The organism is Arthrobacter sp. LT660 (assembly GCF_056172845.1).
Genome location: NZ_CM149651.1, coordinates 2725147 through 2739438 on the forward strand (window position 1 = coordinate 2725147; position 14292 = coordinate 2739438).

13 protein-coding genes are annotated in these 14292 nt (G+C 70.1%); 6 read left to right on the top strand and 7 right to left on the bottom strand.

What is annotated here, in order from left to right:
* The first annotated feature begins 22 nt into the window (after window positions 1–22).
* On the top strand, window positions 23–1027 hold the full coding sequence (locus AC0QSG_RS12700) for an ABC transporter permease (protein ID WP_435727646.1): 1005 nt from the start codon (window positions 23–25) through the stop codon (window positions 1025–1027).
* On the top strand, window positions 1024–1995 hold the full coding sequence (locus tag AC0QSG_RS12705) for an ABC transporter permease (protein WP_435727647.1): 972 nt from the start codon (window positions 1024–1026) through the stop codon (window positions 1993–1995). The genes AC0QSG_RS12700 and AC0QSG_RS12705 overlap by 4 nt, the downstream gene beginning before the upstream one ends.
* A 36-nt stretch (window positions 1996–2031) precedes the next feature.
* Here AC0QSG_RS12705 and AC0QSG_RS12710 read toward each other — a convergent pair whose 3' ends face one another.
* The 5 genes from AC0QSG_RS12710 to pta all read right to left on the bottom strand — a co-directional run bounded on the left by AC0QSG_RS12710 (window position 2032) and on the right by pta (window position 8911).
* Window positions 2032–3069 carry a hypothetical protein gene (locus AC0QSG_RS12710; RefSeq protein WP_475375645.1) on the bottom strand — a complete coding sequence of 346 codons (1038 nt, stop codon included), beginning with the start codon at window positions 3067–3069 and terminating at the stop codon, window positions 2032–2034.
* A gap of 203 nt (window positions 3070–3272) precedes the next feature.
* Entirely contained in the window at window positions 3273–5036 is a 1764-nt protein-coding gene (locus tag AC0QSG_RS12715) for a dipeptide ABC transporter ATP-binding protein (RefSeq protein WP_475375646.1), read from the bottom strand.
* Window positions 5037–5077: 41 nt separating this feature from the next.
* Window positions 5078–5668: a P-loop nucleotide/nucleoside kinase family protein gene (locus tag AC0QSG_RS12720; protein ID WP_475375647.1), complete on the bottom strand. Its 591-nt coding sequence runs from the start codon at window positions 5666–5668 to the stop codon at window positions 5078–5080.
* Window positions 5669–5678: 10 nt separating this feature from the next.
* Entirely contained in the window at window positions 5679–6821 is a 1143-nt protein-coding gene (locus AC0QSG_RS12725) for an acetate/propionate family kinase (RefSeq protein ID WP_475375648.1), read from the bottom strand.
* Between the two features lie 2 nt (window positions 6822–6823).
* Window positions 6824–8911, bottom strand: coding sequence for a phosphate acetyltransferase (gene pta / locus AC0QSG_RS12730; RefSeq protein ID WP_475375649.1), 2088 nt, complete (start codon window positions 8909–8911; stop codon window positions 6824–6826).
* Window positions 8912–8983: 72 nt separating this feature from the next.
* Between pta and rraA the strand changes: the two genes are divergently transcribed.
* The gene (gene rraA / locus AC0QSG_RS12735; protein ID WP_475375650.1) at window positions 8984–9448 is read left to right on the top strand and encodes a ribonuclease E activity regulator RraA; all 465 of its coding nucleotides are present in this window, start codon (window positions 8984–8986) and stop codon (window positions 9446–9448) included.
* A gap of 48 nt (window positions 9449–9496) precedes the next feature.
* Here the strand turns inward: rraA and AC0QSG_RS12740 are convergent, their stop codons facing one another.
* Window positions 9497–10912: an amino acid permease gene (locus AC0QSG_RS12740; protein ID WP_475375651.1), complete on the bottom strand. Its 1416-nt coding sequence runs from the start codon at window positions 10910–10912 to the stop codon at window positions 9497–9499.
* Between the two features lie 98 nt (window positions 10913–11010).
* Between AC0QSG_RS12740 and AC0QSG_RS12745 the strand changes: the two genes are divergently transcribed.
* From AC0QSG_RS12745 to AC0QSG_RS12755, 3 genes are read left to right on the top strand one after another with little or no spacing between them, the layout of a single operon-like run.
* Complete coding sequence (locus AC0QSG_RS12745) at window positions 11011–11322, top strand: thiamine-binding protein (protein WP_475375652.1); 312 nt, start codon at window positions 11011–11013, stop codon at window positions 11320–11322.
* 54 nt (window positions 11323–11376) lie between these two features.
* Window positions 11377–11901 (top strand): N-acetyltransferase family protein, encoded by a 525-nt coding sequence (locus AC0QSG_RS12750; RefSeq protein ID WP_475375653.1) that lies wholly within the window; start codon window positions 11377–11379, stop codon window positions 11899–11901.
* Window positions 11894–12739: a spermidine synthase gene (locus AC0QSG_RS12755; protein WP_475375654.1), complete on the top strand. Its 846-nt coding sequence runs from the start codon at window positions 11894–11896 to the stop codon at window positions 12737–12739. The genes AC0QSG_RS12750 and AC0QSG_RS12755 overlap by 8 nt, the downstream gene beginning before the upstream one ends.
* 7 nt (window positions 12740–12746) lie before the next feature.
* On the opposite strand, the gene AC0QSG_RS12760 is transcribed toward AC0QSG_RS12755, so the two are convergent.
* Window positions 12747–14195: an NCS2 family permease gene (locus AC0QSG_RS12760; protein ID WP_475375655.1), complete on the bottom strand. Its 1449-nt coding sequence runs from the start codon at window positions 14193–14195 to the stop codon at window positions 12747–12749.
* Window positions 14196–14292: the final 97 nt, after the last annotated feature.

Below are 14292 nucleotides of genomic sequence, written 5' to 3' on the forward strand. Positions count from 1 at the left end.
TGACCACTCTCGAGAGGACCCCGTGCTCAGAGTCATCGGCAAGCGGCTAGCACTGCTTGTTCCCACCCTCTTCGGCCTGTCGATCCTGCTGTTTCTGTGGGTCCGCAACCTGCCCGGCGGGCCGGCCACCGCATTGCTCGGCGACAAGGCCACCCCGGAGGCGGTCGCCCGCATCAACGAGCTCTACGGCTTCGACGAGCCCATCCTGTCGCAGTACTTCCTCTACATGGGCAAGCTGCTCACGGGGGACTTCGGGGTCAGCCTGCGCACCGGCCGGCCCGTCCTGGAGGAGTTCGCCAGCCGCTTTCCCGCCACCATGGAACTCAGCGCGGTGGCGCTGGTCTTCGCGATCGGGATAGGCATCCCGCTGGGCTATTGGGCGGCCAGGAACGTCGGCAAGTGGCAGGACCACGCCTCGGTGCTGATTTCGCTCTTCGGGATCGTGATTCCGGTGTTCTTCCTGGCGTTCATCCTCAAGTGGGTGTTCGCGATCCAACTGCCGTGGTTCCCCACGGACGGACGCCAAAGCCCGCGGATCAACGCCACCCACGTCACCGACTTCTACGTCTTGGACGGCTTGATGACCCAGGAGTGGGACGCGGCCTGGGACGCCTTCGTGCACCTGATCCTTCCCGGCGTCGCCCTGGGCACCATCCCGCTGGCGATCATCGTGCGCATAACGCGCGCCTCCGTCCTCGAGGTCATGAACGCCGACTACGTCCGCACGGCCAGGGCGAAGGGCCTCTCGACAACCCTGATCCGCAACCGATTCATCCTCCGCAACGCCATGTTGCCGGTGACCACCACCATCGGCCTCCAGCTGGGGCTGCTGATCTCCGGGGCGGTGCTGACCGAGACCGTGTTCGCGTTCAACGGGATCGGACGGTTCCTGCGCGATGCCATCTTCACACTCGACTATCCGGTGCTGCAGGGGTTCATCATCTTCATCGCGATCATCTATTCGCTGATCAACCTGCTGGTTGACGTTTCCTATGGCCTTATCGACCCGAGGGTGCGTGTGCAATGAGCATGACTCTTCCCCCCGCCCCCGGCGGACCCGAAATGTCCCCGGCCGGAGACGGCGCCGCCGCGCCTCCGCCGTCGTCCGAGGTCCGGGATGCCAAGGGCACCAGCGTCTGGCGCGACGCGTTCATCCGGCTGCGCCGCAATCCCGCCGCCATCGCCGGAGCCGTGATCGTCCTGGCGTTCCTGCTGGTGGCGGTGCTGGCGCCGATCCTCGCGCCGTACGGCGGCAACGACCTCCCGGGGCGCACGGAGATCACCCCCACCAACATCCCGGGACCCGGCGAGATCGACGGCTATCCGCTGGGCCTGGACCGTTTCGGCGGCGACGTGCTCTCCAAGCTCATCTGGGGGGCGCAGGCGTCGCTGACCATCGGTGTCGTGTCCACCGCCATGGGCCTGGTCGGCGGCATGATCCTGGGGCTGCTGGCCGGCGGGATCGGCGGCTGGGTGGACAACGTGATCATGCGGTTCGTCGACATCCTGCTGTCCGTGCCGAACCTGCTGCTGGCGGTCTCCATCGCCGCGGTGCTGGGGCAGGGCGCCTACGCGATCATGATCGCCATCGGCGTCTCCGCCGTCCCGATCTTCGCGCGGCTCCTGCGATCGTCCATGCTCCAGCAGAAGGGCGCCGACTACATCTTGGCCGCGCAGACCCTGGGCCTGAGCCGGCGCACCATCACCATGAGCCACCTGCTGCCGAACTCCGTGGGCCCGGTCATCGTCCAGGCCACCCTGACGCTGGCCACCGCGGTCATCGACGCGGCCGCGCTGTCCTTCCTAGGGCTCGGCGGCGGCGTGCCGCAGACCGCCGAGTGGGGGCGCATGCTTACCTACGCGCAGGCCGAGCTCGGCATCGCGCCGCAGCTCGCCTTCCTGCCGGGCATCTGCATCGCCATCACCGCGCTGGGCTTCACCCTCCTGGGCGAATCCCTGCGCGAGGCGCTGGACCCCAAGTCCCGCCAGCGCTAACCCCCCACCCCGCGAAGTGGACAATGCAACGGTTTGTTAACCGGCGGTATTGTCCACTTCGCGGGGTTTTTTTCGCTGGAAGCGGGGGATTCCGGCGGCGTCGAGCTTCGCGGCCAGGCGTCGCGGATCCTCGAGGTCGGCCCAGCCCCACCGGACGACGCCGCACCCCGCCGCCCGCAGCCGGTCCTCCCGCAACTTCTCGGAGACCACGACCTCCGAAGGATCCTGTCCCGACAGTTCCCGCGACCGCACGTACTTCACCATCCCGTCGAACTCGCCGACCACGTTGACGGACGGCCACCAGAAATCGGCCCTGCCGGCCAGCCCGCGCGCGTCCCGCACCTCGCGTTGCAGCACGGGAGCCACGAAGCCGAGCTGGTGGATCACCGCACGGCTACGCGACTCGCCCGGGGACTCCGACGCGGGATCGGCGAACCTCACCGCCGCAAGCATCCGCCGCCGGGGCGCGGCCGAAGACTCGTTCCGCGCCAAGGCGGCGAGCTGCGCGCGGGTTCTCCGGTGTTCCGCCAACGCGTCGCGGCCCGCCATGACGGCATCCAGTACGACGGCGGAAGCGTCCAGTCGGAGGTCGGCGAGTGTGTCCGCGAGGGTGTTGTCCAGATCCGTGCAGTGGAGCCTGACCCCGAGTTCTTCGGAGTCGACGTGTGCCCTGCCGATGCCCTCCAGGCGATGTCCGGTGACCGGAAAACCCGACGGCGGTCGCCCCTCCGGCGGCTTGGCGTAGGCCAGGGTCCCGCGCCGTGCCCCGACCCTGGCCGGGTGCCCGACCAGTACGTGGACGCGCTCCGGGACCGTGCCCAGCGGGATGCCGAGCAGGACCAGCGCCGTCTCCCGGCAGAAGACGTAACGGTGTTCGGCGAGTGCGAGCCCCGCCGTCGTCAGCAGGTATCGGTCCCACGTCGTGGCGCCGATCCAATCGTCCGTGTCGATGTACACACCGCGCATCAGCCGCACCAGAGCGCCGGACTCGTATTCGCGGGCGACGGCCCGGAGGCTGCCGCCGGCCCTGCGGACGGAGGCGGAGGTGACGATGCGCGCTGCGGGAAACTCCATGGAACCAGCGTGGGCCGGAGCGCGGGTCCACGCCCGCTTTCTGGTCGGGCTGTGGATGCCTGCCGGTCCGCGACCAACAACTGCTGCCTGTGGACAATCAATCCGGCCGCCGTCCGCCCCCACACCACCGGAAGTGGACGAAACCACACGCTCCAACGCGAGGAAATGTCCACTTCCGGTGGTGGGTGGGTGGTGGGGGAGGGTCAGGCGGCGTCCGGATCTATTTCGAGTTCGTTGCCCGGGATCGAGGCGAGCAGGCGGCGGGTGTAGGGGTGGCGCGGGTTCGTGAAGATCTCCTCGGAGCTGGCGGCCTCCACAAGCTCGCCTTCCTTCATGACGCAAACGTAGTCGGAAATGAGGCGCACCACGGCGAGATCGTGGGAGATGAACAGGTAGCTCAGGCCCAGCTCGGCCTGCAGGTCGCCCAGCAGGTGGAGGATCTGCGCCTGCACCAGGACGTCCAGGGCGGACACGGGCTCGTCGCACACGATCAGCTCCGGCTTCAGCGCCAGCGCCCGCGCGATCGCCACGCGCTGGCGCTGACCACCGGACAGCTCCGCCGGGTAGCGCCGCAGCATCGAATGCGGCAGCGACACCTGGTCCATCAACTCCCGGACCCGGGAGGCCCGCTCCCGCGCGTTGCCCCGCTTGTAGGTGGTCAGGGGCTCCTCGACGATTCGGCCGATCGTGAACATGGGATTCAGCGAAGAGTACGGGTCCTGGAACACCGGCTGGACGCGCTGGCGGAAATCCCTCAGCTGCGCCTTGGACAGCGTGGCGACGTCCATCCCGTCGAAGACCATGGTGCCGCTGGTCGGCTCGATGAGCTTCAGGAGCATGCGCGCCGTCGTCGTCTTCCCGGATCCGGACTCGCCCACGATCGCGACCGTGGATCCGCGCGGGATGTCCAGCGACACGTCCTTCGCGGCGTAGAAGTCCTCCTTGGACCCGCGCCGCCTGTACACCTTGTTCAGGTCCCGGATCTCCACGATGTTCCCGGTCGCCACGGCGGGATCCAGGTTCTCGGCGACGGCTTCGGCGGCGGCCGCCGCACGGGCGGCGGCGTCGCCCGCGTACGCACCCGGTCGCAGGCGCACCGCGGCGACGGACGGCGCCGCCCCCACCAGCGACCGCGTGTACGGGTGTTGCGGGTCCTCCAGGAGCTGCCGCGCGGGCCCGGCCTCCACGACCTTCCCGCGGTGCATCACCACCAGGTCCGAGGCGCGCTCCGCGGCCAGGCCGAGGTCGTGGGTGATCAGCAGGACCGAGGTGCCGAGCTCGTCGGTCATGCGCCCGATCTGGTCCAGGATGGTCTGCTGCACGGTCACGTCCAGCGCGGACGTGGGCTCGTCGGCGATCAGCAGCCGCGGCCGGCACGCCAGGCCTATCGCGATCAGGGCCCGCTGCCGCATGCCGCCGGAGAACTCGTGCGGGTACTGCTTGGCGCGTTCGCGCGCGTCGGGCAGTCCGGCGGCCTCGAGCGTCGCGACCACCTTCGCATCCACGTTCCGGGACGTCGCCATGCCGTGCGCCAGCAGGGTCTCGGCGACCTGCTGGCCGATTTTCGTGACGGGGTTCAGGTTGGACATCGGGTCCTGCGGCACCAGCCCGATCTGCCGCCCGCGGATCGCCCGCATCCGCGACTCGGGCATCCCGACGAGCTCCTCGCCGTCGAATTTGATGCTGCCGGCAGTCACGCGGCCGTTGGCCGGCAGCAGCCCGATCGCCGCCATGGCGGTGGTGGACTTCCCGGACCCGGACTCGCCGACGATCGCCAGCGTGCGCCCGGCCCGCAACCGCAGTGATGCGTTCTCGACGGCCCTCACCTCGCCGTGCATGGTGGCGAAGCCAACGGCGAGGTCGGAGATCTCCAACAGGACGGACGGCTCGCCCCCGGGGGGCGGCGATCCTGCGGCGGGGCTGTCGCGGGGCGTGATGTCGAGGGGCTCGGCGCGGTGTTCGGTCATGCCCTCCATCCTGCCCTAGTCCATGGCAAAAGTGAGTGCGGTCACAACTGGCTTCGCGCCGTGGTGTGTGCCCGGGACAGTGCCGCCGCGACATCCTCGGCGAGTTCCTCGGGCGTGCGGTGCAGCGAGTCCAGGACCGTGCGGGGGTCGCGCCAGATGGCCAGCTGACGACGACGGCGGTTCAGCGACTCCCACGTCGGCGCGCCGATCAGCGGGTCCTCGGTACGCTGGCGCTTCTGCAGCCGCATGCGGTGCGTCGTCGGGTCGGAGCAGATCACCTCGAACCAGGACAGGGCGGCGCCGGTCCGGGCCGCGAGGCGGATCCATTGCCCGCGCGACTCGGCGACGTCGTTGACGGCATCGATGACGACGCCGAGGCCGTTGCGCAGTTGCGCCTCCGCCATCGCCTCCACGGCCGAGTACGCGGCCAGGCCCGTCGGCTGCCGGTTCTGGTTGATGCCCGCGGCCACGAGGGACGCCTCCAGCGGGTCGACGCCGAACACCGGCAGTCCCAGCCGGCGCGCGAGCGCGTCAGCGGCGGCGGTCTTGCCCGCCCCCGGGAGGCCGCAGAACACGATCAGGCGCGGCCCGGCGTTTCCCTGCGTCGCACCCCTCGGTGGATCGGCGGTCATGGCCATCGGCCTAGGTCTGTCCGGGGACGTCCGCGCGGACGATGTCGGCCGAGGCGCGGGCGATTTCCGCCTCCTCGTCGGTGGGCACCACGAGTACCGGGATGGCGGATGCGGCGGTGGAGACCACGCGGGGCCGGGGCGAGCGCTCGAGGTTCGCGGCGGGGTCCAGTTCGACGCCGAGGGCGGCGAGTCCGGCGGCGACGCGCTCGCGGAACGGCGAGGAGTTCTCCCCGATGCCGGCCGTGAATACGATCGCCTGGGCCCCGCCGACGGCGACGTGGTACGCCCCGATGTACTTCTGCAGGCGGTACGCGGCGACGGACAGGGCCAGCTCGGCGCGGTCGTCGCCGGCTTCGGCCGCCTCCACGACGGCGCGCATGTCGTTTTCGCCCGCCAGCCCCTTCAGCCCGGAGTCCTTGTTGAGGATCCGGTCCATGTCCTCGGCGGTATATTCCCCGCGGATGATGAGTTGGGTGATGATCGAGGGGTCCAGGTCCCCGGACCGGGTGCCCATCACGAGTCCCTCCAGCGGCGTGTAGCCCATGGACGTGTCGACGCTGACGCCGCCCCGGATCGCCGTGGCGGACGCGCCGTTGCCGAGGTGCGCGACGACGGCGCTGAAGTCCGCGCGGTCCACGCCGAGCAGCTCGGCGGCCCGGCCGGTGACGTAGTCGTGGCTGGTGCCGTGGAAGCCGTAGCGGCGCACCCCGTGCTCCCGGTACAGGGCCTCCGGCACGGCGTAGCGCCACGCATGCTCGGGCATCGTGCGGTGGAAGGCGGTGTCGAACACCGCCACCTGCGGCATCTTGGGCCAGCGCTCCAGGATGGCGCGGATGCCCAGGGCGGCGGCGGGATTGTGCAGCGGGGCCAGCGGCGCGAGTCGCTCGATCGCGTCGGTGACGTCATCGGAGATCCGCACGGGTTCGGCGAAGCGCTCGCCGCCGTGCACCACCCGGTGGCCGACGGCGTCGACCGTGGTTTCCCCGAGGACCCGGTGCAGGTGCGCGTCGACGGTGTCCAGCGCGGCGGCGTGGTCCGGGACCTCTTCGCCGATCCGCTCGACCAGGCCGGACAGCAGCACCTCGTGGGTGTCGGTGTCCCGGACCTGGTACTTCAGCGAGGAGGAACCGGAATTGATGACGAGGACGCGCATGCTCAGGACTCCTGGGCTTGGATGGCGGTGATGGCGACGGTGTTGACGATGTCGTCGACGGTGCATCCGCGCGACAGGTCGTTGACGGCCTTGTTCAGACCCTGCAGCACGGGGCCGACCGCGACGGCGCCCGCGGACTGCTGGACGGCCTTGTAGGTGTTGTTTCCGGTGTTGAGGTCGGGGAACACGAACACGGTGGCCTGGCCCGCGACCGACGAGCCCGGCAGCTTGGAGGCGCCGATCGAGGCGTCGACCGCGGCGTCGTACTGGATGGGACCGTCGACGTCGAGGCCGGGCTCGCGCGAGCGGACCAGCTCGGTTGCGGCGCGGACGTCGTCCACCGACCCGCCGGAACCCGACGTGCCCGTGGAGTAGGAGAGCATCGCGACGCGGGGCGCGACGCCGAAGCTCCGGGCGGTCGCGGCGGAGGCGACGGCGATGTCCGCCAGCTGAGCTGCGTCGGGTTCGGGGTTGACCGCGCAGTCGCCGTAGACGAGGACGCGGTCCGCCATCAGCATCAGGAAGACCGAGGACACGATCGACACCCCGGGCTTGGTCTTGATGAACTCCAGCGAGGGCCGGATGGTGTTGGCGGTGGTGTGGGCGGCGCCGGAGACCATGCCGTCCACGTGCCCCAGGTGCACCATCATGGTCCCGAAGTAGGAGCGCTCCACCATCCGTTCGCGCGCCTGCCCGACGGTGACGCCCTTGTGCGCGCGGAGCCGGGCGTATTCGGCCGCGAAAGGCTCCAGCAGGTCGCTGCGTTCGGGGTCGACGACGTCGATCCCGGTGAGGTCCACGCCGCGGCGCGTCGCCAGGTCCCGGATTTCCGCCGTCTTGCCGAGCAGGACCAGGTCGCAGATGTCCCGGCGGCGGATGATCTCCGCGGCACGCAGGATCCGCAGGTCCTCGCCCTCCGGGAGGACGATCCGCTTCCGGTCCGCGCGGGCGCGGTCGATCAGTTGGTGCAGGAAGCGCAGGGGAGTCATGGTTTCCGGCGCCGGAAGGCTGATCCGCGCCAGGAGCTCGTCCTCGTCGACCTCGCGGTACCAGGTGCCCAGCGCCGCCGCGGTCTTGCGCGGCTGGCCGGCCTTCAGCGCGCCGCTGACCTCCCACACTCGGTGGGCCGAGGTGAACGTGTCCTCCTCGACGGCGAACACCGGGAACGGCGCCTCGGCCAACAGCGGCAGGACGGAGTCCTCGACGGGGCGCGGGCCGGTCACCAGGAGCCCGGCGGTGGACGGGAAGCCGGGCGTCCGGGACGTGGCGACGGCGGCGACCATCACGTCGGAGCGGTCCGCCGGGGTGATCACCAGCGCGCCGTCGCGGTAGCGCTCCAGCAGGTAGCCGACGTTCATCGCCGCGACCATGACGTGGCGGACGTCGCGGTCGAGGTCGGGCAGCCCGGCGATGAGCCGCGCGCCGAGGGCGGAGGAGACCTCGCCGACGGTCGGGCGGACGATCTCCTCGATCTCCGGCAGGACGTAGACCGGGCGGCGCTTCTGGCCGGGGCGTACGGCCCGCCGGATGGCCTCGACGTCGTCGGGCCGGGCGCGGTTCACGATCACGGAGAGCAGCGCGGCCTTCTCCTCATGGAACGCCTCGCGGGCGACGTCGACGGCGTCGGCCGCCTCCGCCACGCTCTTGTCTGCGGCGCTCACGACGGCGACGACGTGGCAGCCGAGGTGGTTGGCCAAACGCGCGTTGAGGTCGAATTCGACGGCGAAGTCGTGCCCCGTCAGGTCCGTGCCCTCCACGATGACGACGTCGACGTTGCGGGCGATCTCGGCGTAGGTGGCGAGCGAGCGCGAGTAGATCTCGTCGATCCGCCCGTCAACGATCAGTTCGCGCGCCTCGGCCCGGGTCATGCCCGCGACGGCATGCTGCGGTTCGAGGCCGAAGAGGTCGCCGATCAGGGTGACCACGGCGTCCCCGGCCCCGTTCGCCGTCGCGCCGCAGTCGCCCTCGACGATGGGGCGGAAGAAGCCGATCCTGTCGGCCCGCCGGTGCAGCATGTCCGCCAGGCCGAGGGTGACCAGCGATTTTCCGCTCGACGACGTCGATGCGCTCACGTACAGGCCGCGGGCCATGGTGCTCCTCCTGTGGTGCGGATGGGCTATCCGTCCAATCTAACCGCAACCGCCGTCCCATAGGCTGGGCGCATGACGTTCACCACCTGCGATCTCTTCGACGCCGACGAAACGCTACAGTCGGTGTCCCTGCAACTTCTCAATCTGGGTGGACACACCAGGTTCTCCGGACCCGTCCGGACGATCCGTTGCCACCGGGACAACGGACTGGTCAAGTCGACCCTCAATTCCGCGGGCGGGGGAGCCGTGCTCGTGGTGGACGGCGGCGGGTCGCTTGAATCGGCACTGATGGGGGACATGATCGCGGCGGCGGCCGTCGCGAACGGCTGGGCCGGGGTCGTGGTCAACGGGGCGATCCGAGACCGCGTGGCCCTGGCCGGACTGGAACTGGGCGTGAAGGCGTTGGGCTCGAATCCGCGCAAATCCGCGAAGGACGGCGTGGGTGAAACGGAGGTTGTCCTCGAGTTCGGCGGCGTCGTGTTCACTCCCGGGGCCATGCTGTGGAGCGACGAGGACGGGATCCTCGTCGCCGGCTGACCTGCAGCCCCGCCGCCGGAGGGCCCGGGATTCTCGGTGTTGCGTTGGTCAGTCCCGGACCTCGAGCTCGATCCGGCGTCGGCCTTCGCTGCGAACCAGGAAGTGGTACGCCACCAGCAGCAGACCCAGCCAGACAAAGCCCACCACCAGGGCGGTGCGTCCGGCGGGCGTGAACGCGAGGATCACCACGACGAACGCCATGAAGGCCATCGCCACATAGGTCAGCCCCGGCCATCCGGGGAGGGAGAAGCTGCCGGCGGGCTCGCCGGCCGCGCGCATCTCGCGCCGCATCCGGTGGTGCGACAGCAGGATGGAGCCCCACGTGAAGACCGTGGCGAACGTGGCGATGGACGCGACGAGCAGGAACAGCTGGTCGGGGATCCAGAAGAACAGCCCCAGCCCCACAATGAGGCAGGCGACGATGATGGCGACCGGCCACACGGGGATCCCGTTGCGCGAGACGTGCGTGAAGGACTTGGGCGCGTGGCCCTGCTCCGCCAGCCCGTACATGGTCCGGGCGGCGGCGAAGAAGATGGCATTCATCGCCGAGAGCGCGGCCGTGAGCACGACGCCGTTGATGATGTGCTCGGCGGCGGGGATGCCGAGCCCCGCGAACACCTGCACGAACGGGCTGCCCTCGGAGCCGATCTCGTTCCAGGGGAACAGGGACAGCATCACGCCGATGGACAGCACGTAGAACACCAGGATCCGGACCGGGACCGTGTTCACGGCCTTCGGAATCGCGGTGCGCGGGTTCTCCGATTCGCCGGCCGTCATGCCGAGCGTCTCGATGCCGCCGAAGGAGAACACCACGATCCCCAGGCTCATGACGATGCCCCACACCCCGAACGGGGCGAAGCCGCCGTGGTCGAAGAGGTTGTGCAACCCCGGCTGGTAGCCGCCGATGCTCACGCTGAAGACCAAGAGGTACAGGCCGCCGCCGATCATCGCCACGATCGTGGTGATCTTGATCAGCGTGAACCAGAACTCCAGCTCCCCGAACACGCCCACGCGCATCAGGTTCAGCCCGCCGATCAGCAGCATGGCGGCGAGCATCCAGATCCAGCCCGGAGCGTCCGGATACCACATGCCCATGTACAGCCCGACGGCGGTCATATCGGCGATCGCGACGATGACCATCTCGAACGCAAAGGTCCATCCGGTGAGGAAGCCGATGCGCGGGCTGACGTAGCGGTTCGCGTACTGCGCGAAGGAGCCCGCGACGGGGTGCCGCACGGCCATTTCGCCGAGCGCGCGCATCACCACGAACACCGCGCAACCGGCGATGACGTAGGCGATCAGGACGGCGGGGCCGGCGGCCTGGATGGTGGCCGAGGATCCGTAGAAGAGGCCGGTGCCGATGGCGGATCCGAGCGCGATGAACCTGATATGGCGCAGCGAGAGCTTGCGGTTCAGCGCGGTCCGGGAGCCCGTTTCCTGGGCGTTGTCGGTGTTCGTGTGCATGGTCCTGCCTGGGTCGTGGCGTGGGGAGCGGCGCGCCCGGTGGGGCGTCGGCCGCATCAAGTTTTCCATGGGTCGTGTTATGCAACACAATTGTCCTTATGATCGTCGCCTTCTCCGTCGCCCCGTCCACCTCCGGCACGGACGGTTCGGTGCACGACGCCGTTGCCGCCGCCGTGCGGATCGTCCGCGAGTCCGGACTCCCGAACCGGACGTCGTCCATGTTCACCGAGCTCGAGGGGGAGTGGGACGAGGTCATGGATGTCGTCAAGCGCGCCACGGAGGCCGTCGCGGCCCACGGCTCGCGCGTCTCCCTGGTGCTCAAGGCCGACATCCGCCCCGGCCACACCGGCGAGCTGGACGGCAAGGTTGAGCGCCTGGAGGAGGCGCTGGGCCGCCTCGACAGCGACTAGCCCGGACCCCGGAACCGACCCCGGCCGGCCCCGACCGCGGCTAACCTTGTCAGCGTGACCGTTCCATATTCCAGCACCCCCGCATTCACCATCCGCCGAGCCGCCGTGGCCGACGTTCCGGCCGTCCTGGACATGAAGCTCGCCGCCTGGCGCGAGGCGTATTCCACGCAACGGCCCGAGTCGTTCTTCGAGCAGGAGGCGGCCGGCCGCGACGGGCAGGTCGACTGGTGGACCCGCGGCCTGCACGCCGGCGCCGAGTTGTGGCTCGCGGAGGACGCCGCCGGGCGCGTTGTCGGCTGCTCGGGCGCGGCCCCCGCCCTGGCCGACGACGTGGACGCGGGCGTCGGCGTCGAACTCCAGCTGCTCTATGTGCTCGCCGAGGCGTACGGTTCCGGCCTGGGCGCGCGGCTGATGCGCCGGGCCATCGGCGACCTCCCGGCGCTGGTCTGGGTCCTGGAGCGCAACCCGCGCGCGCAGGGCTTCTACCGCAAGAACGGATTCGCGGCGGACGGCCGCACCGAGGCGCTCGAGGGCCGGTGGTCGGGCCTGAACGAGGTGCGCATGGTCCGGCGTGGGTAGGGGCTCGGGCAAGTCGCCGGGCGCGGCGGCGGCCGGCCCCGCGCCCGGCGACTATCCGATAGACACCGGCACCGCCACCCTGGAGCGCGACGCCTACAGCGACACCGGGTGGATCCTGAAGGTCAACGGAGTGCCTTCCTCGCACGTCGACCTCGCCGACCCCGCGCGCCTGGACTTCGAGTACATGCGCTGGATCGCGGCCCTGGTCCGCGCGCGCTTCCCCGCCACCGAGTACGCCGGCGGCGAACACGACGGCGCCGCGCGTCGCCTCCGCGCGCTGCACCTCGGCGGCGGGGCGTGCTCCATGGCCCGCTGGGCGGCCGCCGAATACACGGACGCGCGGCAGGTCGTCGTCGAACTGGACGGCAGGCTCGCCGAACTGGTGCGCGCGTGGTTCGACCTGCCTCGGGCGCCGCTGCTGCGGCTGCGGGTGGGGGACGCCGGCGTCGTGCTGTCCTCGCTGACGTCCGCGACGCGGGAGCTGGTCATCCGGGACGTCTTCGCCGGGGACAAGACGCCCCCGGAGCTGGCGACGCCGGAGTTCACCCGCGAGGCGCACCGGGTGCTCGCTGCGGGCGGGCTCTACGTGGTGAACTGCGGCGACACCCCGGACCTGGGGAACGCGCGGGCGGAGGCGGCGGTGATCGGCTCGGTGTTCCCGCACACGGCGATCGTCGCGGATCCGGCCATGCTCAAGGGGCGCCGCCGCGGGAACGTCGTCATCGCCGGCTCCGACGCCCCGATCGAACCGACCCCGGCGCTGGTGCGGGAGCTGCTCGGCGGAGCCGTCCCCGCGAAGATGCTGGACGACGCCGCCGTGCGCGCCTTCGCGCGCTGACGCGCCCCTACATGCCGGCGGCCTGCTCGATCACCCCGATGCCGAAGAACAGCACGAAGGCGGCCGCGACGGCCCACATCAGCGGGTGCACCTCGCGGGCGCGCCCCTGAACCGCACGGATGAAGACGTAGGCGACGAAGCCCGCACCGATTCCGTTGGCGATCGAGTACGTGAACGGCATCAGCACAAACGTCAGGAACGCCGGGATCGCCACGCCCCAGTCGGTCCAATCGATCCGCGAGACCTGGCTGATCATCATGAAACCGACCACCACGAGGGCCGGCGCGACGGCCTCGAACGGCACCAGGTAGATCAGCGGCGTCAGGAACATGGCCAGCAGGAACAGGACGCCCGTGACGATGGACGCCAGCCCGGTGCGGGCGCCCTCGCCGATGCCGGCGCCGGACTCCACGTAGATCTGGTTCGACGACGTGGAGGCGCCGCCGCCGGCGATCGCGCCGAGCGCGTCCACCAGCAGGACCCGGTCCACGTTGGGGATGTTGCCGTCCTTGTCCACGGTCCCGGCCTCGTTGGCGAGCCCCACCATGGTGCCCATCGCGTCGAAGAAGATGGACAGCAGGATCACGAACGCCAGCAGGAGGGCCGCGGTGGCGCCCAGGTTCTGGAAGGCGCCGAACACGTTGGCCTCGCCGATCAGCGACAGGTCGGGCAGGGTCCATTCGGGCAGGGAGGGCACCACCAGCGACCAGCCCTCCGGGTTGAACTCGCCGGTTGCCCCGTTGAAGCTCGGGCCGATCCTGAAGACCGCCTCGAGGATGTTGGCGAGGATGGCCGAGACGACGATGCCGATGAGGATGGCGCCCTTGACGTGGCGCACCACCAGAGCCATGGTCAGGAGCAGCCCGACGATGAAGACGAGGATCGGCCATCCGGTGAGCGTGCCGTCGAAGCCCAGGCCGACGGGGACCGTGGTGCCCGCGGCGTCCGGCACGCGGCGGACGAAACCGGCGTTGACGAGGCCGATGAGGGCGATGAACATGCCGATGCCCACCACGATCGCGGTCTTCAGGGAGGCCGGGACGGCGTTGAACACGGCGGTCCGGAAGCCCGTGAGGACCAGCACCAGCATGGTGGCACCGGACACGATGACCAGGCCCATCACGTCCGGCCAGGTCAGGCCCGGGTTGGTGGCGACGGTGATGGCGATGAACGCGTTGACGCCCAGCCCGGCGGCCATGGCGAACGGGTGCTTGGCCCATGCGCCCATGAGGATGGTCATGACGCCGGCCACGAGCGCCGTCACCGCGGCGACGCGCGGGATGCCGAGTTCGGCGCCGGTCGAGTCCGCTCCCGCGAGGATCAGCGGGTTGAGGACCACGATGTAGCTCATGGCGAAGAACGTGGCGAAACCACCGCGGATCTCGCGGGAATAGTTGGAACCGCGCTCGGTCATGCGGAAGTAGCGGTCCACAACCGCAGAGGCCTGTTTTTGCATGGGGAAATCCTATGCGGTTCGCCCGGCTGACATGGACGCTTGTCTGGGTAGGGTGAACAATGGAGGCAACGGAGCCCCGCCAATGACGAAGGAGCGA

Coding starts and splice junctions, on each gene's coding strand:
- pta (WP_475375649.1), bottom strand. CDS start 8,911: ATGGCCCGCGGCCTGTACGTGAGCGCATCGACGTCGTCGAGCGGAAAA.
- AC0QSG_RS12760 (WP_475375655.1), bottom strand. CDS start 14,195: ATGCAAAAACAGGCCTCTGCGGTTGTGGACCGCTACTTCCGCATGACC.
- AC0QSG_RS12725 (WP_475375648.1), bottom strand. CDS start 6,821: ATGCGCGTCCTCGTCATCAATTCCGGTTCCTCCTCGCTGAAGTACCAG.
- AC0QSG_RS12720 (WP_475375647.1), bottom strand. CDS start 5,668: ATGACCGCCGATCCACCGAGGGGTGCGACGCAGGGAAACGCCGGGCCG.
- AC0QSG_RS12745 (WP_475375652.1), top strand. CDS start 11,011: ATGATCGTCGCCTTCTCCGTCGCCCCGTCCACCTCCGGCACGGACGGT.
- AC0QSG_RS12715 (WP_475375646.1), bottom strand. CDS start 5,036: ATGACCGAACACCGCGCCGAGCCCCTCGACATCACGCCCCGCGACAGC.
- rraA (WP_475375650.1), top strand. CDS start 8,984: ATGACGTTCACCACCTGCGATCTCTTCGACGCCGACGAAACGCTACAG.
- AC0QSG_RS12705 (WP_435727647.1), top strand. CDS start 1,024: ATGAGCATGACTCTTCCCCCCGCCCCCGGCGGACCCGAAATGTCCCCG.
- AC0QSG_RS12740 (WP_475375651.1), bottom strand. CDS start 10,912: ATGCACACGAACACCGACAACGCCCAGGAAACGGGCTCCCGGACCGCG.
- AC0QSG_RS12710 (WP_475375645.1), bottom strand. CDS start 3,069: ATGGAGTTTCCCGCAGCGCGCATCGTCACCTCCGCCTCCGTCCGCAGG.